Source organism: Nocardioides eburneus (assembly GCF_040838215.1).
GTDB lineage: Bacteria > Actinomycetota > Actinomycetes > Propionibacteriales > Nocardioidaceae > Nocardioides > Nocardioides eburneus.
Window position 1 is genome coordinate 20,212 of record NZ_JBFPJR010000012.1, and the last position, 20,626, is coordinate 40,837.

Below are 20,626 nucleotides of genomic sequence, written 5' to 3' on the forward strand. Positions count from 1 at the left end.
AGGAGTCCCCATGACCACCGACACCATCTCCACCTCCGTCTGGGAGGGCAAGCTCTACTCCGACGGCTGGCAGCCCGGCTCCGGCGAGCCGATCACCGTCACCGCGCCCGGCACCCGAACCGTTCTCGGCAGCGTCGGCACCGCGACCCCGACCGACCTCGACCGGGCGGTCGCCTCGGCCCGCGCCGCCCAGCGTGCGTGGGGCCGCGCGCCGTACGCCGAACGCGCCGCCGTGATGCTCAAGGCGGCGGCGCTCCTCCAGGCCGAACCTGAGCGCCTCGCGCCGATGCTCGTCGCCGAGTCGGGATCGGGCCAAGGCAAGGCAGGCTTCGAGGTCGGCCTCGTCGTCTCCGAGCTGCAGGAGTGCGCGGCGCTGGCCTCGCACCCGTCCGGCGAGGTGCTCCGCTCGGTCAAGCCGCGGCTCTCGCTCGCCCGCCGCGTCCCGATCGGCGTCGTCGGCGTGATCGCACCGTTCAACTTCCCGGCCATCCTGGCGATGCGCTCGGTCGCACCCGCGCTCGCGCTCGGCAACGCCGTCGTACTCAAGCCCGACCCGCGGACCTCCCTCTCCGGCGGCCTGCTGCTGGCGGAGCTGCTCCAGGAGGCCGGCCTGCCCGACGGCGTCCTCCACGTCCTCCCCGGAGGCGGCGATCTCGGCGCCGCACTGGTCGCCCACCCCGACGTACCCTGCATCTCCTTCACCGGCTCCACCGCGGCCGGACGTCGGATCGGTGAGGCGGCCGGCCCCTTGCTCAAGCGAGTCCACCTCGAGCTCGGCGGCAACAACGCGATGCTCGTGCTGCCGGACGCCGACGTCCAGGCCGCCGCCTCCGTCGCCGCCTGGGGGTCCTTCCTCCACCAGGGCCAGATCTGCATGACCACGGGGCGTCACCTCGTGCACCGCTCCATCGCCGAGGAGTACGTCGCCGCGCTGGTCGACAAGGCGAGGAACCTGCCCGTCGGCGACCCGACGGACCCGGCGAACGCCCTCGGTCCCCTCATCGACGACCGTCAGCGCGACCACGTCCACGCGATCGTGACCGAGGCGGTGGAGCACGGCGCGACGCTGGCCGCCGGCGGCTCCTACGACGGCCTCTACTACCGGCCGACCGTCCTGACCGGCGTCACGCCCGACAACCCGGCGTGGACCCAGGAGATCTTCGGCCCCGTCGCGCCGGTGCAGGTCTATGACGACGTCGACGAGGCGATCGACATCATCAACGCCTCGGAGTACGGCCTCTCGGTCTCGATCCTGACCGCGAACCCGTACGCCGCGTTCGAGCTGTGCGACCGCATCGAGTCGGGAGCCGTCCACGTCAACGACGCGACGGTGGACGACGAGGCGGTGATCCCCTTCGGCGGGAGCAAGGCGTCCGGGGTCGGCGGCCGCTTCGGCGGACCGCACGCCAACCTCGACACCTTCACCGAGACCCAATGGGTCACCCTCCAGGGCGATATCGAGCGCTACCCGTTCTGAGCGGCGACGCCGCCAGGCCGTTGGTGCCCCTGCCGCAGACACCTGGTTGACCAGAGGCTGAGCCACCCTCTGAACTGGGTCCCAGGCACCGTGACCCGGGGCCGGCCCTCCCGCGGCCGGCCCCGGGAAGACGAACGAAGGAGTGAACGATGTATTCGGACCTTCAGGACAAGGTCGCGCTCATCACCGGCGGCGCAGGCGGTCTCGGCGCGGCGACCGCGAGGGCCTTCCTCAACGAGGGGGCGAAGGTCGCCATCGTCGACCTCGACCAAGGCGCGCTCGACGCCACCGCGGCCGACCTCGCGGCCGATCCCGACCGACTCATCTCGATCGCTGCCGACGTCAGCAAGGATGAGGACGTCAAGCGCTACGTCGACACCACCGTCTCGACGTGGGGTCGGATCGACGCCTTCTTCAACAACGCCGGGATCGAAGGCAGGGTGGCCCCGCTCGTCGACCAGGCCGTCGCCGACTTCGACCGCCTCGTCTCGATCAACATCCGCGGGACCTGGCTCGGCCTCCACTACGTCCTTCCCGTGATGTATGCCCAGAAGTCCGGCAGTGTCATCAACACCTCCTCCATCGGCGGCCTGTCCGCCGGTCCGCTCCCGGTCTCGCCCTACGTCACCTCCAAGTTCGCGATCACCGGGCTGACCCGCATCGCGGCGGTCGAGTCCGCGCCCTATCAGGTCCGGGTCAACTCCATCCACCCCTCGCCGGCCAACACGCGCATGATGCGCTCGCTCGAGGAGGGCTCCGGCGCGGCCCAGGAGGACATCGCGCACTCGATCCCGCTGGGCCGCTACGCCGAGCCCGGCGACATCGCCAACCTCGTGCTCTTCCTCGCGTCGACGCAGTCCGCCTTCATCACCGGCTCGCAGCATCGCATCGACGGAGGCATGCTCAGCTGAAGTGACGGGGCTGATGAAGTCGGATGCCGTGGTGCTGCCGCACCACGGCATCCGAGTGAACTCCCTGCACCCGGGGCTGATCCGCACACCGATCACCGAGGGCATCGCGACGACATGATCCCGACGACGACATGATCCCGATCCCGCTCGGCGCCGCGCTCCGGGCAGCCCGAGGAGGTCGCCGCATTCGTCGTCTTCCGAGGAGTGGTCGTATGCCACCGGCTGGGAGTTCGTGACGAACGTCAGGAGCGCGCAGGCGGACGCGTGAGGTCGGGGACGGCGAGGCCATGGACGTCATCAGCGGCCACGAACCGGTCGGGGCGCAGGGCGATGACCGTGGTCCCGTAGCGGCTCATCCAGTCGAGCATCGCGTGGTCCAGGTCGATCACGTCCGTCTCGGCCTCGGAGTAGGCGTCCTTCGGGCGAACCGTCACGTAGCGAGCACCGAGGGCGTCCCAGCCGGCCTTCTCCTCCGGCGTGAGCACGGTCGCCGGATCGACGTTCGCGCCGAGCAGAATGAAGCCCTCACCGATGAGATCATCGAGGAGGTGCTCCAGGCCCATCGGGTCGCACACCCGGGGCTGCGGGATCATGCGAGCGATCGCGGAGTCGTCGCTCGCCACCGGGCCGCGGAACCACCCATCGGCCAGGACGGGGTCGCGCGAGAGCGGCGGCCCCCACGGGGTGACCTGGAAGGACGGGTCCGGGGCGCTCATCTCCGCGATCTCCTCGGGAGTGGCGAGCCCCTTGATCACCCGGCCGTTGGTGACCGCGACGTGAGTGTAGAAGGCGACGTTCGGCCGGCGTTCCGCCTCGTAGGTGTCGAGCACCGCCTCGTCGAGCCGGCCGTGGAGCACACGAGCGAGCTTCCAGCCGAGGTCGTAGCTGTCACGGATGCCGGACTGCATGCCGGCACCGGCCCACGGCGGCATGAGGTGCGCAGCGTCGCCGGCGAGGAAGATCCGCCCCTGGCGCCACGTCTTCGCCATCCGGACGTGGTGGCGGTAGAACGCCCACTGGTGCAGCGTGACGTCCTTCTCGTCGTGGCCGAGGGAGTGGATGAGCGGCCAGACCTGCTCCTCGGTGGCGTAGTCGTCGGGGGTCTCGCCCGGACGCAGCGGGATCTCCCAGCGGTGAGCGCCGGTGCCGACGGCGACGTCGACGACCGGGCGGTCCCGGTCGGTCCAGAACGTGAGGAAGTCACGGTCGGGCCACCATCGCTTGGCGTGACAGTCGATGATGATCCACTGCTCGTTCTCGGTGTCTCCCTCGAGCGGGATCCCGAGCATCTCCCGGGTGGGGCTCGACCCGCCATCGGCCGCGATGGCGTACTTCGCGCGGATGACCCGGGTGGAGCCGTCGGAACCGATCGAGGTGACGGTCACGCCGGTCACGTCCTGCTCGACCTTGAGGACGTCCGCGCCGTAGAGGACGGTCAGGTGCTCGCCGTACAGCTCCTGGGCAGCGGTGCGGAGCTCGGCCTCCATGGTCGGCTGGTAGAGGTTGTAGAAGCGCGCGTCCGCCCCGAGGTTCGACGGGTCGTGCCATACGCGCATGACCTCCTTCCGGTCGTAGGTCAGCCACCGCAGGGCGAGCTGCGGGTCGATCGCACTCCGCATCCGGTCACCGACCCCCAGGTTCTGCATGATCCGCATGGTCCAGTCGTTGACCGTCACCGCGCGGGCGCGGGGATAGATCGACTCCTCGCGCTCCAGCGCGATCACGGAGACGCCGTACCGGGCGAGCGTCAGGCTCGCCGCCAGGCCGGTCGGCCCATAGCCGATGACCGCAACATCCGCGTCGTAGCCGTCGCTCATGTGGAGAACTCCCTCTCGTCTCGATGGAAGCCGCGCAGCGTCAGTTGTGCAGCACGAAGTCGGTGACCAGCCGGTTGAACTCATCGGCGTGCTCGAGCTGAGCCCAGTGCCCACACCGGTTGATCAGCACGGCGCGCGAGTTCGGGATGGCGGCGGCGAGGAACAGCGTGGACTCGAAGGAGACGACACGATCATCGCGACCGTGGATGAGCAGGGCCGGCGCCGTCACACCCGCCAGCTTCGTCTTGTCGGCCCAGATCGGGATCGGCGCCTTCGGGCCCGCGGCGACGACGTTGTCGAGATGCTCCTGACCCTTGAGCGCCGCCGTGGAGCGCTCCTCGGTGAGCTCGGCGCTGGCGAAGCGCGCCTTGTCGTAGACCATGATCTCGACCAGGCGACGCATGCCTTCCGGGCTGGCGTCCCGGTAGGCGTCGTACATGATCTTGAGCCCCTCGCTGAGGCCCCCACCCGCACCGAAGAGGAAGGGGCCCATCTGCAGCGGCGGGCCCATCGTGATCAGGTGGGAGACGCGCTCGGGCCGCTCCGAGGCGAGCCGGATCGAGGTGTGGCCGCCCATCGAGTTCCCGACGAAGGCCGCCTTCTCGATGCCGAGGGCGTCGAGCAGCTGTACGGCGACGTCGACGTGGTCGAGGGTGGCGAAGTCGACCGGGTCGGAGGCCCCCCAGCCGGGCATGTCCGGCGCAATGACGCGGAAGTTCTGCGAGAGCGCCTCGATGTTGGGCGAGTAGTTGCTCCACCCGGTGGCGCCCGGGCCGCCGCCGTGCAGGAGCACGATCGGCGGTGCGTCCGGGGAGCCCGCCTCGTTGTAGTGGATGTGCCAGTCCTGGGTGTGCAGGTCCTTGCCGGTGGATTCAGCGGTGATGGCCATGGCGGGGGTTCCCTCTCGGTTCATAGGGGCGGTACGGGAGTGTGTGGCGAGCGGTGGGGCTCAGCGGATGTAGTCGTCGTGCAACTGGCTGGCGACCTCGCTGGCCGGCCGGTGGCCCCAGCTGTTGAGACGGTCGAGGGTCTTGACCTCCCAGGTCGCGTCGTCGATGAGCAGGCCGCCCCAGCCGTACTCCACGGCGAAGCCGGACGGGGTCTTGACGTAGAAGCTGAACATCATGTCGTTGGGGTGCATCCCGAGAGTCATCTCGAACGGCTGGTGCGCCGCGAGGCAGCGATCCCAGGCCATGCCCACGTCCCGGATGTCGCTCACCTCGATCATGAAGTGATGCGTGCGCTTGGTGTGCGGCATGTCGCCCAGTGCGACGGTGTGGTGGCGCGGGTTGCAGTGCAGGAAGATCAGGTCGGCGAAGACGCCGGGCTTGACCTCCTCGATGATGACGTCACTGATCTTGAATCCGAGAAGGTCGACGTAGAAGGCGAGATACTCCTCGCGCGAGACGCCCTTGGACATCAGCACCTGATGGCCCGCGCCGCCGGCTCCGGTGACGAAGGTCCCGAGCAGGTACTTCGACTCGAACGGCGCCTCCGCGTCGGCGAGCCCGGTGACCAGCTCGATACGGTTGCCGATCGGGTCGGTGGTGGCGAACAGGCGTTGGACCTGACGCTCGCTGGTGAGTGCGCTGTCGCCCTCGGTCACGTCGAGTCCGGCGTCTCGCAGCCGCGCCACCAGCTCGTCCAGCTCGGCGTCGCTGGCCACCTCGTAGCCGCTGGCGACCAGGTCGTCCGCGGGCCCCTCCTCGAGGACCCAACGGTGGATCTTGTCGTCGGTACGCAGCGTGAAGCCGTTCGCGGTCTTCTCGCCGTACTCCATCCCGAGCAGGTGGACGCCGAAGTGCTCCCACTCGGCCAGGTCACTGACCTCGTACACGACGTATGAGAGTTCCTTCACTCCGCTCATCGCAGAGTCTCCTTCCGATGCCTTGGTCTCGCCGCGGAGCCGGGGAGCTCCGCCGTGCGAGGAGTCTTGGGCGGTGAGACTCACCTCACAAGGCCGCTGTTCATTCAATGAGCCGGCGCCAGGGGCGATCAGAACGCGGTACGTCGCTGCGCCGGCCGCCACCCGAGCATGCGCGAGATGTTCAGCCCGCTGGTCACCACGGCGGGCAACACGGCGTGCTCCTTGACCGACCCCGAGCGCACCACCACCGAGAGGGCCGCGACCACGGCCCCCTCGGCGTTGAAGATGCGCGTCGCGTAGGAGTTCGCGCCGGTGGTCAGCTCGCCGCGTACGACGGCGGTGCCGCTGGAGCGGACATCGGCGAGCTCGGCTCGGAGGCGATCGGGATCGGTGATGGTCTGCGGCGTGAACGCCCTGAGATCGCGGCCGAGGACGGCGTCGATCAGCTCCGTGCCGGCATGACCCAGCAGCACCTTCCCCACCGCCGAGCAGTGCAGCGGCAGGCGTCCGCCCACCTGCGAGATGAGCCCGACGGCCTTCGGAGCGGAGAACCGTTCGATGATCACGGCTTCGTCGCCCTCGAGCACGGCGAGCTGCACGTGCTGGCGCAGGGCCGTGTAGAGGTCCTCGATGAAGGGCTGGGCCAAGGTGCGCAACGGCTCGGTGAACGGCGCCAGCGTGCCCAGTCGCCACATCTTGAGGCTGATGGTGAAGCGGCCGTCGGCGGTGCGGTCGAGCGCGCCGGCCTCCGCGAGCTCCAGCGCGTAGCGCCGCACCGTCGCCCGTGGCATTCCCGTCTCGCCGATCAGGTCGGAGATGCTGAGGACGCTGCGCCCGGGACGGAACGCGAACAGCACGTCGAGCAGACGTGAGCTCACGCTCCTCCCGGGTTCGCTGGTGCGCGGCATGGGCCGTGATTCTGCTCTACTGCGGTTCGGCGTCGGCGACCAGGTCGACGGCCGGGATCTCGTCGAGAGCGGGGTGCAGTGGGTCGACCAGCGCCTGCGAGACCGGCTCGGCCGACACGGCGCTCTTCCGCCCGATCGTGCCCACCACCGTGAGGATCGCGGCCACTCCTGCAGCGGTTCCCACCACGACGAACGCGGTGGTGTAGGCGCCGCTGAGAGCGTGGAGCGCGAGACCGTGGGCTGCCGAGCCCGGCGTACCCGGCGGGAGGCCGTTGACGGCCAGGGGGCCACCGACCTGGCCGATCTGGGTCGCGGCAGCCACGTCCGGTGCCGGCAGACCGGCGCCGGCCAACGAGGTCATGAACTCCTTGCCCGCCCGGCTCAGCGCCACCGCGCCGATGAGCACGGGTCCGAGAGCGAACCCGAGGTCGCGGATCATGTTGATCGTGGCGCTCGCCATGCCCGCAAGGTGCAGCGGCACCGAGTTGATGGCCACCGCGGTCATCGAGTTCAGGGCCAGCGAGAAGCCCAGCCCGACGACGACGGTCGGCGTGATGAAGGGGGCGAGACTGGTGTTGTCCGCGTCGAGCGCGACGTAGCAGTAGTCGCCGGCGGCCATCAGCGCGAAGCCCGCCGCCAGCATCCAGATCGGGCTCACGCGGTGGAGCAGTCGCGACATCACCGGGATCAGGACGAACGTCGGCGCCTGGAGCGCGACGAAGACGACCGCGATCCGGAGCGGGTCCTGGTGCTGCATCGGGCCCATCCAGATGCTGAGGGCGTAGCCGACCCCCAGGAAGGAGAACATGCCCACGACCGCGACCACGGAGGTCACCAGGAAGGCACGGTTCTTGAACAGGTCGAGGTTGAGGATGGGCGAGTCCGAACGCGCCTCGACCGCAAGGAAGACCGCGAGGAGAACAGCACCGACGACGAAGCAGACCACGATCCGGGGCGCGCTCCATCCGTCCGTGGGTCCCTGGACGGCAGCGAAGAGCACGAGGATCAGACCGATCGCGAAGAGGGCTTGGCCCGGGATGTCGAGCTTGCGTCCCTCGGGCGCAGAGGACTCCGCCGAGAACGCCGCGGTGAGCACGATCGCGAGGAGCGACAGCCCGGCGAGCACCCAGTACGCCCCGCGCCAGCTGCCGTAGTGGGCGAAGGCGCCGCCAAGCAGTGGGGCGATCCCGCCGCCGGCGGAGAGAAAGCCGGCCCAGATCGCGACCGCTTTCGCCCGACTGCGGGGACTGCGGGCGACCGCCGCGGCCAGGGAGAGCGTGCCTGGGAGCATCGCGCCCGCGCCGATGCCGTTGAGCGCCGCCCCCACCCACAGCGCGTGGGGGCTGCCCGCGGTGGCACTGACGATGTTGCCGATGAGCAGCAGCGCCGTGCCGGCGAGCACCAGCCGCTTGCGGCCGAACAGGTCGCCAAGGACTCCGAAGGTGAACTCGAAGACCACCACGGCGATCATGAAGGAGGACGTGATCCAGGTGATGTCGTCCCCCGTGGCACGGAGGTCGGTCTGGAACATGCCGTTGAGCGTCGCAGGGATCGAGCTGTTCGCCTGGGCGACGAGCACGGTGCTGCAGGCTCCGACGAGCGTGCCAAGGAAGGCACCGCGGGGAACCTGCGCGATGAACCCGGTGGGCTCCGTGTCAGCGATGGTCGACATATCTCTCTGCTCTCGTGAAGAACTGGGGCACGCGCAGTTTTCGAGCGCCATATCAGTGGCACAAGTCACATGTTCATTGAATGGCCGCGTCGTCGAGGTGTTCATTCAATGCACTTGCCCGGTCCGCTCGCCGCGACGCCGCCGCATGATGGCGGCCGATTGATTCCGGTCTGGACAGATGGAGCGTGCGAGAGATGAGCGACAAGCACCCGCAGATCACGATCCTCGGCGGCGGGATCGGCGGCTTGGCGGCCGCTGCCTTCCTTCGCCAGGAAGGGCTGACCTGCACGGTGTACGAGCAGGCGCCGGCGTTGACCGAGGTCGGCGCGGGTCTCGTGGTCGCGCCCAACGCTGCCCGGCTGCTTCGCCGGCTCGGCGTGCTGGGCCGGTTCGCCCCCCAAGCCGTGCCCCTGAAGGTGGGCTGGGAGTTCCGCCGCTGGCAGGACGGCCGGGTCCTCTCCGCGGAGGACCTGGCGACGGCCAGCGTGCGGCTCTTCGGCGAGCACACCTACACCGCGCACCGGGCCGACCTGCTGGCGGCGATCAGGAGCGCCGTACCGACCGACGCGCTACGGCTGGGCGAGCGTTGCGTCGGGGTGGACCTCGACGGGCTCCATCCCCGGCTCCGGCTCGAGAGCGGCCGGACGATCGAGACCGACGTCCTGATCGGCGCTGACGGCGTCCACTCACTGACCCGGCGCGCCATGGTCGGCGACACGTCGCCGACCAGCTCCGGGATCTGTGCCTTCCGCGCACTCGTGCCCGCCGCCGATGCGCCGACACTGGCCAACCGGCGTACTCAGACCCTGTGGATCGGCCCGGGCCACCACCTCGTCCATTACCCCGTCTCAGCAGGCAAGTACGTCAACGTGGTCGCCTTCGCGCCCGCGGGTGACTACACGAGAGAGTCCTGGTCGGCGACCGCCACCACCGAGGAGCTGCTCACCGAGTTCGAGGGATGGGACCCACGCCTGATCGACCTCATCGAAGCCGTCGACACCCCCGGACGCTGGGCGCTGCTCGACCGCGCGCCGCTCGACCGATGGACCGTGGGGACGGCGACCTTGCTCGGCGATGCCGCCCACCCGATGTTCCCCTTCTATGCCCAAGGCGCCGCCCAGGCGATCGAGGACGCCGCCGTCTTGGCGCAGTGCCTCGGTGACGATCCGTGCTCCCCCCGCTCGGCGCTGACCCGCTATGAGGAGCTTCGGCGGCCACGCACGACTCGGATCCAGCGAGACAGTCACGCGCGCGCCCACCTCAACCACCTGCCTGACGGCGCCGAGCAGGAGGCGCGCGACGCGGCGTACGCTGCCGCGGACCCGCTGGCCGCCAACAGCTGGATCTACGGATACAAGGCCTAAGCCCGATCGCCTTCGACGCTACGGCGTCCGATCGACGAAGGCGACAGCACATGGCGGATCCGGTCACGCTCGCGCGAGGAGAACCCGCGCGCGTCTCCTGGAGGCCACGAGCCGAGGAGCCTTCCGGTCCGGCCTCGTGCGGGCCACGGAGGTGGGTTCGCCTTGCCATCGGGAGGTGCGGTGGGCCAGCGTGATGGTCCGATCGACCGGCGACCGGCGTCGGACACTCGAGACGAGAAGGTGAGCGTGAGCACTGTCGAGGTCGCCACGTCTGCGTTCGTGGCACTGATTCCGATCACCAACCCCCTGGGCGCGGTGGCGGCGTTCGCGGGGCTGACCGCCGGTCAAGCACCTCCGCAGATCCGGCGGCAGGCGACCATGACCGGCGTCTACGTCTGCGCCATCCTGGTGGCCTTCGCCCTGCTGGGCACCCTGATCCTCCATGCGTTCGGGATCACGATCCCGGCGCTGCAGATCGCCGGCGGCCTGGTCGTCGCCCACTCGGGGTTCGGCATGATCGTCCCACGGGCGCCACTCACCGCCGACGAGGCGTCCCATTCGTCCAGCAAGGACGACGTCTCGTTCTCCCCCATGGCGCTGCCCCTGGTGGCCGGACCAGGCGCCATCGGCGTGGTGATCGCCCTCGTCGCCCGCAGCTCCGGCGTGGAGGACCGCCTCGGCGTCGCCTGCGCGGCCGCCGCCATCGGCGTCCTGACCGCGCTCGCGCTCCGCTTCGGTACGCCGGTCATCGACCGCCTAGGCCCCAGCGGCGTCGGCGCGCTGACTCGCGTGATGGGCTTCCTCATCCTCGCGATCGGGGTCGAGCTGATCATCCACGGCGTCCTTGCCGTGAGCGCTTAGTAGGCCCCGCGGCGAGGTCTGCAAAGAGGAGCGAACAGCAGTTGCCGTGCGCCGCACACACGCCCGGCTGGCCCGGGCGGCCGACGTCTCCGCTTCGGGCGCTACGCCGTTGAGCTCAGGTTTCACGACGGAGGCCGGTATCAGGGATGCGGTATGAGTTCGGGATCCAGCTTGACGTCGATGAGCAAGGGCGCAGTCCTGTTGGCGATCACTTTGGGAAGCAGATCCAGGTCTGCGCTTGCTCGAACCGTGTAGCCCTGTCCACCCAAGGCCTCAGCCACGGCTGCGAACTCGGGCCACGAGAAGAACGAGATCGCCGGGTCCATCTCTCGACGTCGGAATTGGAGATGCTCCGCTCCGTACGCCCCGTCGTTCATGATCACGACAATGACGTCGCTTCCGTGCCGTACGGCGGTGTTGAACTCCTGGAGTCCGCCGAGCATGAAGGAGCCGTCGCCAATGATGACGAGAGCAGGCCGGTCCGGCTTCGCCTGGGCGGCGCCGATGGCATTGGACATGGCCAAGCCGATCGATCCGATGTTCAGTGGATGGATGTAATCCCCGGGGGCCGGCGCAGTGAGCACGCGGATGGAATCAAACCAGAATCGTCCGCCGTCCAGGATGAGAGTTCGCTTCGCCGGGACTGCGACCTCTAGAGCTCGCAGGAACTCCACGTTGTCAACGGTGCCCGGCACCTGGGTCCCATCAATGCGGTCGTCGTCGAGGTTGCCCCGGTCAGCTGCGAGGCGCTGCTCCATGGCATCGCTGCGGAACCCGGTGGGGGGAACCTCTGCCGCATCGAGCCAGGCCACAATGACATCTGCGGTGGCTCCGGCATCGCCGACCACTGCCACGTCCACCGGGGTGAGCAACTCCAGCGCTCCAGGATCGGTATCGACATGCACGACACGCTTCCCCGCAAGGAGCTCGCCGCGCATCGTCGTCATCTGATTGAGGCCCGCACCGAAAGCGATGATGCAATCCGCAGCGGCGATGACCTCTGTGGCCGCTGACGATGAGAGATTCCCGAAGAATCCCAAGTCGCAGAACTCGCCGCGAAAAAGGCCATTCCCCTTCAAGGTGGTGGCTACCGGCGCACCAATCCGCTCGGCGAGGCGGAGCAGGGCGCTCTTCGCCTCGATCGCCCGTGCACCACGGCCCGCGAGCACGACCGGGCGTTGGGCCGAGGCGATAAGCCCGACCGCCCGATCGAGCGCGTCATCACTCGGCCGGATACCGGCCAGGTCGAGGACAGCAGGAACCCGAGGCTGGTAGTCGACCCCAATCCAGGTGAAGTCGACCGGAATGTTGAGCACGATCGGACGCCGTTCCGTACGCGCACGGTGCAGCGCCTGATGCACATCCGCAACCAGGGTACGCGGAGAGCGCAGCTGCTCAAAGCCTGCACCAGTCGGCATGACGAGATCGCGCTGTGGGAGATTCTGCATGTGCTGCTTGTCCTCGACCGCCGTGTCACCCGTGATGACCAGGAGCGGGTCGTGTCCGCGAGTCGCGTCGATCAGCGCGGTGATCGTATTGCTGATTGCGCCATGAGTGACAGTGGCGACGCCCAGGTCGCCCGTGATCCGGGCGAAGCCGGTTGCCATTGCGACCGCGCCGCTCTCGTTGGCCGCGCTGACGTAGGCGCCGCCGCGACGCATGTAGTCGTCGACCATGAATAGGTTGGCGTCGCCGATGACCCCGAACATGGTGTCGACGCCCGCGTCCTTGAGCGTGGCGGCGAGCGCTTCGTAGAACTTCATCGCATACTCCTCAGCTGCGTGTGGAACGGGAGAGGAAGGAGCTGACCGCCTCGCGGTGTTCCTGTGTCTGGTGCAGACCGGCTTGAACATGGGCTGACTCCTGCAGAACGGAGTCGAGGCTGTGGCCCGTGATCTCACGCAGCATCTGCTTCGTGCGCCGCACCGCAAGCGGTGGGTTCGCTGCCACGCGCGCCGCCAGCGCATTGGCGGCAGGCAGCGAGTCGGCTGGGAGAACAACCTGCGAGACTAGGCCCCACTCGAGAGCGGTCTGAGCGTCGACGCTCTCGCCGGTCAGCGCCATCTCGGCAGCTCGGGCGTGGCCGACGACCCGCGGCAGGAAGTACAGGCCCCCGTCTCCGGGGATGATTCCGACCTTCACGAATGACTCGGCGAAGAACGCTGTTGTGGAGGCGATGCGCAAATCGCACATCAAAGCCAGGTCGCATCCAGCGCCGACGGCGGGACCGTTCACCGCAGCGATCAGTGGTACGTCGCAGGCACGGAGCGCCCGGGGGATTCGCTGTACTCCGTGGCGATACCCGTCGGCAAGACGGCTGGGACCAGCGCCGAACATTCCTTGGCGAGCGGCCATCGCCTTCAGGTTGCCCCCTGAGGAGAAGGCGAATCCCGACCCGGTCAGCACGATCGCCCGCACGCTCTCGTCAGCGGCGACCCGCTGCGCGGCATGAACGAGGGCGTCGACCATCTCGTCGTCGGTAATCGGGTTGCGCTGTTCAGGACGGTTGAGGGTCCAGGTCTCGATATAGCCGGCTCGGGAGATGAGCAGGGAGGTGGGCATGGCGGTCAATGTAGGAACGCCGGCGGACCGCAGCAACGGCTCCGGATCTCGTTTGATCCGGCTATTGGCCATCTCCAACTGCTTGACGGAGGCGATCTTGGTCGACAAGCGGGCAGGAGCGAAACCGGCGTCATCCCTGCTCAGAGCGGATTCTGTCCGCCGCCACACGGCTCGCCGCGCACTCACTGCATGGCGAATGTGGGTAGGAGTATCGATGCCATCGATAGTCAGGCTCGGGATTTCAGGGGTTCACAGAGGGTGACAGTTTTCACATTCTCGGGGTGGGTCCGCGGCCTGTGTCGCTCGACCCAACTCCGCCCGGCGGGCGTTGCCCGCCGCCCCGAGGAAGGAACCGAAGTGACATCTGTATCGAAGGAAGAGTTCCGCCGCGGCTGGCCGATCCTGATCGCGACGATCATCGGACTAGGGACCAGCGTGGCCGCGCTCGGCATCTACTCCACCGGCCTGTTCTCGGCGAGTCTGCATAACGAGTTCGACCTCTCGGTGGGCCACTTCGGACTCGCGTTCACGCTTCTCACCCTCGGCATGGCGGTGGGCTCGCCGCTGGCCGGCATTGCGGTGGACCGCTTCGGCCTCCTTCCGCCAGTCATCTTCGGGGCGGTGTGCGAGGCCATCGGGTTCGCCATCATCGCCAGCCTCGTGCACTCCCTGGCCTTTTACATGGTCATGATCTTCCTGGTCGGCCTCTTGAGCGCGTCCGCGGGTGCCGTCCCGTTCTCGCGGGCGTTGGGAGTGTGGTTCGACCGCTCCCGCGGCCTGGCGCTCGGGATCGGCATGCTCGGCATGGGCTCGGCCGGCGTCATCGTGCCGCGGGTCATCACCCATGTGATCACCGCGCACGGCTGGCGGACCGCGTACTGGGCCCTTGCTGCCACCGCGATTATCGGTCTCCTGCCGAGCCTGATCGCCCTGCGCTCGCCCTCCGCGCCGGCTCAGGCCAACTCCCGCTCCACGATCGCCGACGGTCCCGACATCTCCGTCATCCTTCGCAACCCGCTCTACTGGCGCACGATGGCGACCTTCACTGCCCTCAACGTCGCCTTCGGCGGGCTGCTCCCGTACATGGTGCCGATGCTGCACTCCTACGGCCTCACAACGGCGGATGCGGCGTCCGCTGCCTCGCTGAGCGGGTTCGCGGTGATCATCACCCGCTTCGCAATCGGCGGCCTCTTCGACCGCACCAGCGCCCCGCGGGTGGCCGCCGCGATGTCGGTGGTGTGTGCGGCGGGCGTTGGCGCGCTCGCGCTGGGTGGACGCTCCTTCGCCTTCGCTCCCCCGATCGCCCTCGGCATCATGCTCGGAGCGGAGATGGACGTCATCGCCTACTTCGTGTCGCGCTACTTCGGGCTCCATGCCTTCGGACGCGCCTACGCCGTCGCCTACACAGCGTTCGTCCTCGGCGGATGCGTTGCACCGGTCTGGTTCGGCCACATGGTGGCTGGTGCCGGTTATCGCCCCACTCTGTTCCTGGTCATGGCCCTCGTCCTGGGGTGCGCGGTCGCGTTCCTGACGCTCCCGGACACACGGACGAGCACTGCCGCTCCATCTCCGCTGCGCCGGCAGACCGGTCGTCCGGCCGGGGCCACCCAGACGCTCTGAGCCGCTGACCACCAGCTCGCGAAAGGAACCATGGCCGTGCCCTCGAGCTTTCCGCATCGGTCGCCTCGCACCCCACTAGCAGGCATCCGCGTGCTCGATGCCTCTGCCGGCGTCGCCGGACAATTCTGCGGGCGCCTGTTCGCCGACTTCGGAGCAGACGTCGTCCTCGCGGAGCACCCGGGGAGACGCTCGACTCGACACTGGGTTCACCCACAGACCGGGAGCGCATCGGACTCGTTGTTCTGGCACCTCAACCAGGGAAAGCGCTCGGCCGACCTCACGGTCGCACACAGCGACCTGCACTACGACGTCTTCATCACCGATGGGAGCCAGGCGGTTACACCGCCCACCGGTGTACTGGTCTGCTCGATCTCCAGGTTCGGAGAGGAAGGGCCCTACCGGGACTGGCGCGGACCCGAGATCGTCATGCAGTCGCTCTCGGGTACGGCGTACACAACCGGTCGGCAGGACCGGGAGCCGCTCTACGGCTTCGGCCACAGGGTCGCCTACTCCGCGGGCGCCGCCCTCTACGCCGCGGCTGTGGCACAGCTCTTCGCGATCTCGCCCGCGACGACCCGGCGGAACGTCGCTGTCAACGAGTTCGAAGTCGCGGTCGCGATGTCCCAGAACGCGATCACGCAGTACGCCTACAACCACACTCAGCAGGACCGGAGTCAGTACTCAGGCCCACTCGGCATGTTCGAGCTCGCCGATGGCTGGGCCTTCCTCTTCATCTTGCCCGGCCGATGGCGAGCGCTGTGCTCGATCCTCGGCCTCGATGAGTACACCGACGACGAGCGATTCGCCACGTACGGCGCGCTGGTCTCGAACTGGAAGAGTGCCGAGCAGCTTCTCGCTCCCGCCCTGAGGGCATGGTCAGTAGGCGAGTTCGTCGGACGGGCACAACAGGCCCGCCTGGCAGCATCGGCGGCGTACACGACCCGCGACGTCCTCCGGTGCGCCCACCTGGCACACCGTGGCTACTGGAGCAACGTCGAGGTGAGCCGCGACCGCGGACGTCACAGCCGGCGACTCCGATTCCCTCCCCTCGCGCCGACGCTGGCGCCGCCGGAGGACGAACGCCGGCCCGCGCCCGAGGCCGGCGCGCACACGGCCGAGGTGATCGACCAGTGGCGTCGCCCGGCTGACAGTTCGCCCTTCCTAGGATTAACCGACAGCTCTCGCCCCCTTCAGGGCGTCACCGTCATCGAGCTCACCACCTCGTGGGCGGGGCCGATGGCCGGCCGCATGCTTGCATCGCTCGGCGCCGACGTCATCAAGGTGGAGAACCTGGACCATCCCGACGCGTGGCGCGGCGGGCAGACTCCCGGCGATCCCCGGCGCTACCCAGACCTCGATCCTGGACCCGACCCGTACAACCGAAGTTCATGGTTCAACGCGCAGAACCTTGGGAAACGGTCCGTCGAACTCGATCTGAAGGATCCTGAAGGCGTCGCGGTGATGCTCGATCTCATCGAGCGTGCTGACCTCTTCCTCTCCAACCTTGCCCCAGGCTCGCTGCCCCGTCTCGGGCTGGACCCGGATGTCATCCGTGCCCGCAACCCATGCCTCATCACGCTACTGCTCTCTGGTTTCGGTGCCGGCGGCCCCATGGCTGGCCATGTTGGCGTCGGCCCGACCGTCGAGGCAACCACCGGTGCCACCTGGCTGATGGGCTATGGCGACGGGCGACCCCAGGGCACCGGGGCCGCCTACCTCGACCCGATCAGCGCCTGGAGTCTGTTAGGCACGGCCGTCTCGGCCCTCTACGGGCGAAGTCGGGACGACGGATCCCTCGCGTCGGCCACCCCGATCGAACTCAACCTGCGAGAAAACGCCTTGCAGTGGATGGGCGAGTTCCTGTGCGAGGAGGCTATGCGCCCGACAACGCACGTCACGAGCCTGAGGCCGAATGCCGACCGCAACTGTTACGCACAGGCCGTCCTTCCTGCCCTCGGCGCGGATGCGTGGATCGCCGTCCGCGTCGAGACATCTGATCAGTTAGTGGCAGCGGGCTTCAACGATCTCGACGTGCTCCGTGACTGGGTCGCAGGCCAGCCCGCCAACAAGGTCGCCCAGACGCTCCAAGGCCGCGGCATCGCGGCGGCGCCCGTCAACACCGGCGCCCGACTCCACGACGACCCACACCTTCTTGCCACGCACGCCGTCGCGTCGATCACTCATCCTCGCGCCGGAACCGCCCGATACAGCCTGTCCCCCATCCGGGCAGACAGGGATAACTCGCGACATCCAGCACCCGCACCCACACTCGGCCAGCACACGGAGGAAGTGCTCGCCGAGATCGCCGGCTACTCGCCAGCCCGGATCGCCGACCTGGCCGCGCTCGGCGTGATCGCACGAATCTCAGGCCTGCAGCACGACGCGGCCGACGTCACGGCGGAGGTCGTGGTATGACACGACTTGAGCTCCCCACCGGCCTCGGCCTCGAGGTCGACGACCTCGGGCAAGGCCGCACGCTCCTGTTCCACCCGGGCTTCTCCCAGACCCGGGAAGCCTGGCACCCGCTGACCGCGCGTCTACTCGACGACTACCGCTGCGTCGTCTTCGATCCCAGGGGGCACGGACGCTCGGACAAGCCGCTGACCAGCTACTCACTGGCTGAGATGGCCGGCGATGTGGCCGACCTGATCGATGCGCTGGATCTCAACGACGTAACCCTCGTTGCCCACTCCCTCGGAGCGGCCGTCGCGCTCACGCTTGTTCTGAAGCAGCCCTCGACGGTCAGTCGCCTCGTGCTGCTCGGCCCAGTCGCTCCAGCGCGCGGGCGCCGTACCGATGTCGAAGCCGGGCAGAACTTCCCTGTCGAACGCGAGACGGAGCGACTGACCAGTACGTGGGTCGACCGACAACTGGAGAATCAGAGCCCCGGACGGTTCTACGCGAGAGCGTCGGCGGAGACTGCTCGATGGCTGGCATGGAAGTCGCTGGAAATGCCGGTGCACGTCGCCGCCCGCTATTACGCGCAACCGCGAATCGACTTTCGCGACCAACTCGCCGATCTCACCCTCCCGTGCTTGGTCGGCTGGGGCAGCCTCGACCAGGTCTGCGACCCGTCCTGGGCGAGCTGGTTCGCCGATAATCTGGGCGCCAACTGGCGCGTGCGCGAGTTCCCAGGATGCGGCCACGGCCTCATGGTCGATGCACCCGACCTCATCGCCGATGCGATCCGGGAGTTCGTACCGAGATGACTGCCACCACCGCCCTCTGGAAAGAGCCCGACCTGATCGCTCCCCGGATCACAGCACCGAGCGACGACAATCCCGCGCACACCAGTGCCGCACGCGACCACGGACTCCCCGGCCCGATCATGACCGGACCCGCCCTGCTCGACCACTCCCTGGCCGCACTCGCACGCCGCCTGGACTCGCCACCGGTTGGGGTCGTTCGAATCCGCTTCCTCCGGCCGGTGCCGCCACAACAGCAGCTCATGCTCCGGTTCACGACCCCTGCGTCCCCGAGCGCCGACCCGGACCACTCCATCCCGCAGCCGAGCTGGGAGATCGTCGCGGACGAGGGCACCGCCTTCGTCGCAGGAGCCGCCGTGCTCACCGCACCCGTGGAGGCGCCGCAGCCCGTGGTTCGTGGAAGAGGCGCGCGGCTCCTTGTCGGCGGGGGCGGTGTCGAGGACCTTGCCACGCGATCGCGTGACGTTCGCCAGCGCCACCACACGTACTGGCTCCCGGAGGAGCTTGTCGATCCGGGTTTCTACGTCGAGGACACGATTCTCCGGGTACGGGAGGCCATCTCCTTCGAGGGCCCAACTCTCCAACCGGGCATCGAACTCACCCTCGTCCGCCACGTCGCTACCGGCACCGCCCTGGAGTTCACCGCGCACGTCGTCGGCCTCGGAACCTGGAGGCGCGGCCTGTCGGTGGAGTACCGCGCCGTCTTCCGCACGTCCACGACTCACGAACTGGTAGCCGCCGTCTCATCGGCAGCTCTGGAGGTGCGGCCCGAGATCCCTCAGGCCGACGCCCATCCCGTAGTCCCCCAATCAGAAGGGAACTGAGACATGTCGAACAGCAGAACCGGCGCGGTGCTCCAGGCTTCCGCCGACGTCGTTGTCGTCGGTGGCGGTCCGTCCGGGCTCGTCGTGGCGGCCGAGGCCGCGGCCGGCGGCGCTCGCGTCGTGCTCCTGGAGCAGCGCGTGGAAGGCACCACCTCACGCGCTGGCACCATCCTGCCGCGCGTCCTGGAGATCCTCGACAGCCGCGGGCTCTCGGGCCGGATCATGAAGCGGGCTCAGGAGACCCGGTCCTACCCTTACGACAGCGGCCATATCTGGGCCGGGTTCGAATGGGTCGAGTGGCGGCACCTGGAATCCCGCTATGGGATGACGATGATGATCCCCCAAGGCATCACCGAAAGCATCCTACGGGAGTGGGCCGCCGAATCCGGCGCCGACTGCCGCTACGGCTGGGCCGCCGACGACGTCGAGATCTCCGAGACCGGGGCGAGCGTCCGAGGCACCGGTCCTGAGGGGGCGTTCGAAGTCCGGGCACCGTACGTGGTGGGCGCCGACGGCGTACGCAGCTTGGTGCGCGACCGAGCCGGCATCGCGTTCAAGGGACGGCCAGCCAGTTTCACCGGCGTCATCGCGGACGCGTACTGGGACTACCGCTGGCCGAGCGGGCGCCGACACTTCGACAACGAACTCGGCTGGGTCTCGGCTTTCCAGTTCGGCCCTGGTATCACGCGCTTCATCATGGTCCACCGCGACGAGCGGAACCGCCCCAAGGGAGACCCGATCGATGCAGTGGAGCTCTCCGAGAGGCTAGGAGAGGTCATCGAGGAGCAGATCGAGTTCACCGAGCTAGCCTCGGCCTCGCGGTTCACCGACTCTCACCGCATCGTCGATTCGTTCCGAACCGGGCCCGTCTTTCTGGTCGGCGAGGCAGCCCGGGTCCACTATCCCGCGAGCGGGGTCGGCATGAACTTCTGCATCCAGGACGCCTTCAACCTCGGCTGGAAGCTCGGAGCCGTATGCGCCGGTCACGCCGACGACGCGCTGCTCGACACCTACGACACCGAGCGCCGGCCTGTCGCCCAAGAACTCCTGCAGAGCGTCGACGCCCAGGTCGCCATCCAGTTCAACTTCTCGCCCGAAGGCGTTGCGATGAAGCGACGCTTCGCCGAGCACATGTTCGAACTGCCCGACGTCCAGCGCCACATTTGCAAGGAACTGAACGGGCTGACCGTCGCCTACGACACCCAGGCGAACGACCCACTCGGTGGACTTCCCATGCCCGACATCGACGTCGCCACGATCGGCGCAGAGATCGTTCGCATCGCCGAGCTGCTACGCGACCACCGGTTCGTCCTGCTCGTTCTCGAGCGCAACGTCGACCTCGACCTCGGTCCATTCGAAGAGTTGTGCAGCACGGTGGTGTGCCGAGCGACGCGACGGCCCGCTGCGCTCGACGGCGTCGATGCCGTACTGATCCGGCCCGACGGATATGTCTCCTGGGTACGCCGTACCGGCGAGGTCACCCCCACCGTAGAGGAGCACTTGAAACTGCTTCTCGGCAAGTGAGCGAAGCCGCGGC

Annotated in this window: 16 protein-coding genes; 9 read left to right on the forward strand and 7 right to left on the reverse strand. The window is 68.4% G+C overall.

Features of this window, described 5'->3' with window-relative positions:
• Window positions 1-10 precede the first annotated feature (10 nt).
• Both AB3X52_RS08650 and AB3X52_RS08655 read left to right on the forward strand, forming a co-directional pair.
• Complete coding sequence (locus AB3X52_RS08650) at window positions 11-1,477, forward strand: benzaldehyde dehydrogenase (protein WP_367993308.1); 1,467 nt, start codon at window positions 11-13, stop codon at window positions 1,475-1,477.
• Between the two features lie 149 nt (window positions 1,478-1,626).
• On the forward strand, window positions 1,627-2,388 hold the full coding sequence (locus tag AB3X52_RS08655; protein ID WP_367993310.1) for an SDR family NAD(P)-dependent oxidoreductase: 762 nt from the start codon (window positions 1,627-1,629) through the stop codon (window positions 2,386-2,388).
• A 242-nt stretch (window positions 2,389-2,630) separates the two neighbouring features.
• Here the strand turns inward: AB3X52_RS08655 and AB3X52_RS08660 are convergent, their stop codons facing one another.
• The 5 genes from AB3X52_RS08660 to AB3X52_RS08680 all read right to left on the reverse strand — a co-directional run bounded on the left by AB3X52_RS08660 (window position 2,631) and on the right by AB3X52_RS08680 (window position 8,652).
• Window positions 2,631-4,205, reverse strand: a complete 1,575-nt coding sequence (locus AB3X52_RS08660) for an FAD-dependent monooxygenase (protein ID WP_367993312.1) — start codon at window positions 4,203-4,205, stop codon at window positions 2,631-2,633.
• A 40-nt stretch (window positions 4,206-4,245) separates the two neighbouring features.
• On the reverse strand, window positions 4,246-5,094 hold the full coding sequence (locus AB3X52_RS08665) for an alpha/beta fold hydrolase (RefSeq protein WP_367993314.1): 849 nt from the start codon (window positions 5,092-5,094) through the stop codon (window positions 4,246-4,248).
• Between the two features lie 60 nt (window positions 5,095-5,154).
• The gene (locus tag AB3X52_RS08670; protein WP_367993316.1) at window positions 5,155-6,072 is read right to left on the reverse strand and encodes a VOC family protein; all 918 of its coding nucleotides are present in this window, start codon (window positions 6,070-6,072) and stop codon (window positions 5,155-5,157) included.
• A 128-nt stretch (window positions 6,073-6,200) separates the two neighbouring features.
• Window positions 6,201-6,950, reverse strand: coding sequence for an IclR family transcriptional regulator (locus tag AB3X52_RS08675; protein WP_367993318.1), 750 nt, complete (start codon window positions 6,948-6,950; stop codon window positions 6,201-6,203).
• A 46-nt stretch (window positions 6,951-6,996) separates the two neighbouring features.
• Window positions 6,997-8,652, reverse strand: coding sequence for an MFS transporter (locus AB3X52_RS08680; protein ID WP_367993320.1), 1,656 nt, complete (start codon window positions 8,650-8,652; stop codon window positions 6,997-6,999).
• A 194-nt stretch (window positions 8,653-8,846) separates the two neighbouring features.
• Between AB3X52_RS08680 and AB3X52_RS08685 the strand changes: the two genes are divergently transcribed.
• Window positions 8,847-10,016, forward strand: coding sequence for an FAD-dependent monooxygenase (locus AB3X52_RS08685; RefSeq protein ID WP_367993322.1), 1,170 nt, complete (start codon window positions 8,847-8,849; stop codon window positions 10,014-10,016).
• A gap of 246 nt (window positions 10,017-10,262) precedes the next feature.
• Window positions 10,263-10,877, forward strand: coding sequence for a MarC family protein (locus tag AB3X52_RS08690; RefSeq protein ID WP_367993324.1), 615 nt, complete (start codon window positions 10,263-10,265; stop codon window positions 10,875-10,877).
• Between the two features lie 140 nt (window positions 10,878-11,017).
• On the opposite strand, the gene AB3X52_RS08695 is transcribed toward AB3X52_RS08690, so the two are convergent.
• Entirely contained in the window at window positions 11,018-12,640 is a 1,623-nt protein-coding gene (locus tag AB3X52_RS08695) for a thiamine pyrophosphate-binding protein (protein ID WP_367993326.1), read from the reverse strand.
• A 10-nt stretch (window positions 12,641-12,650) separates the two neighbouring features.
• Window positions 12,651-13,547: a crotonase/enoyl-CoA hydratase family protein gene (locus AB3X52_RS08700; protein ID WP_367993328.1), complete on the reverse strand. Its 897-nt coding sequence runs from the start codon at window positions 13,545-13,547 to the stop codon at window positions 12,651-12,653.
• Window positions 13,548-13,796: 249 nt separating this feature from the next.
• Between AB3X52_RS08700 and AB3X52_RS08705 the strand changes: the two genes are divergently transcribed.
• The 5 genes from AB3X52_RS08705 to AB3X52_RS08725 are packed head-to-tail and all read left to right on the forward strand — an operon-like array spanning window position 13,797 to window position 20,613.
• A complete protein-coding gene (locus tag AB3X52_RS08705; protein WP_367993330.1) occupies window positions 13,797-15,059 on the forward strand; it encodes an MFS transporter in 1,263 nt (420 codons plus the stop codon).
• A 30-nt stretch (window positions 15,060-15,089) separates the two neighbouring features.
• Window positions 15,090-17,474, forward strand: coding sequence for a CaiB/BaiF CoA-transferase family protein (locus AB3X52_RS08710; RefSeq protein ID WP_367993332.1), 2,385 nt, complete (start codon window positions 15,090-15,092; stop codon window positions 17,472-17,474).
• Complete coding sequence (locus AB3X52_RS08715; RefSeq protein ID WP_367993334.1) at window positions 17,471-18,268, forward strand: alpha/beta fold hydrolase; 798 nt, start codon at window positions 17,471-17,473, stop codon at window positions 18,266-18,268. Before AB3X52_RS08710 ends, AB3X52_RS08715 begins: the two co-directional genes overlap by 4 nt.
• Entirely contained in the window at window positions 18,265-19,089 is an 825-nt protein-coding gene (locus AB3X52_RS08720; RefSeq protein WP_367993336.1) for a hypothetical protein, read from the forward strand. Before AB3X52_RS08715 ends, AB3X52_RS08720 begins: the two co-directional genes overlap by 4 nt.
• 27 nt (window positions 19,090-19,116) lie before the next feature.
• Window positions 19,117-20,613: an FAD-dependent oxidoreductase gene (locus tag AB3X52_RS08725; protein ID WP_367993338.1), complete on the forward strand. Its 1,497-nt coding sequence runs from the start codon at window positions 19,117-19,119 to the stop codon at window positions 20,611-20,613.
• Window positions 20,614-20,626: the final 13 nt, after the last annotated feature.

What these genes read in the sequence shown, in the direction of transcription:
- AB3X52_RS08655 (WP_367993310.1), top strand. Translation starts at nt 1,627, where the DNA reads ATGTATTCGGACCTTCAGGACAAGGTCGCGCTCATCACCGGCGGCGCA.
- AB3X52_RS08710 (WP_367993332.1), top strand. Translation starts at nt 15,090, where the DNA reads ATGGCCGTGCCCTCGAGCTTTCCGCATCGGTCGCCTCGCACCCCACTA.
- AB3X52_RS08715 (WP_367993334.1), top strand. Translation starts at nt 17,471, where the DNA reads ATGACACGACTTGAGCTCCCCACCGGCCTCGGCCTCGAGGTCGACGAC.
- AB3X52_RS08720 (WP_367993336.1), top strand. Translation starts at nt 18,265, where the DNA reads ATGACTGCCACCACCGCCCTCTGGAAAGAGCCCGACCTGATCGCTCCC.
- AB3X52_RS08685 (WP_367993322.1), top strand. Translation starts at nt 8,847, where the DNA reads ATGAGCGACAAGCACCCGCAGATCACGATCCTCGGCGGCGGGATCGGC.
- AB3X52_RS08650 (WP_367993308.1), top strand. Translation starts at nt 11, where the DNA reads ATGACCACCGACACCATCTCCACCTCCGTCTGGGAGGGCAAGCTCTAC.
- AB3X52_RS08670 (WP_367993316.1), bottom strand. Translation starts at nt 6,072, where the DNA reads ATGAGCGGAGTGAAGGAACTCTCATACGTCGTGTACGAGGTCAGTGAC.
- AB3X52_RS08680 (WP_367993320.1), bottom strand. Translation starts at nt 8,652, where the DNA reads ATGTCGACCATCGCTGACACGGAGCCCACCGGGTTCATCGCGCAGGTT.
- AB3X52_RS08665 (WP_367993314.1), bottom strand. Translation starts at nt 5,094, where the DNA reads ATGGCCATCACCGCTGAATCCACCGGCAAGGACCTGCACACCCAGGAC.
- AB3X52_RS08660 (WP_367993312.1), bottom strand. Translation starts at nt 4,205, where the DNA reads ATGAGCGACGGCTACGACGCGGATGTTGCGGTCATCGGCTATGGGCCG.
- AB3X52_RS08695 (WP_367993326.1), bottom strand. Translation starts at nt 12,640, where the DNA reads ATGAAGTTCTACGAAGCGCTCGCCGCCACGCTCAAGGACGCGGGCGTC.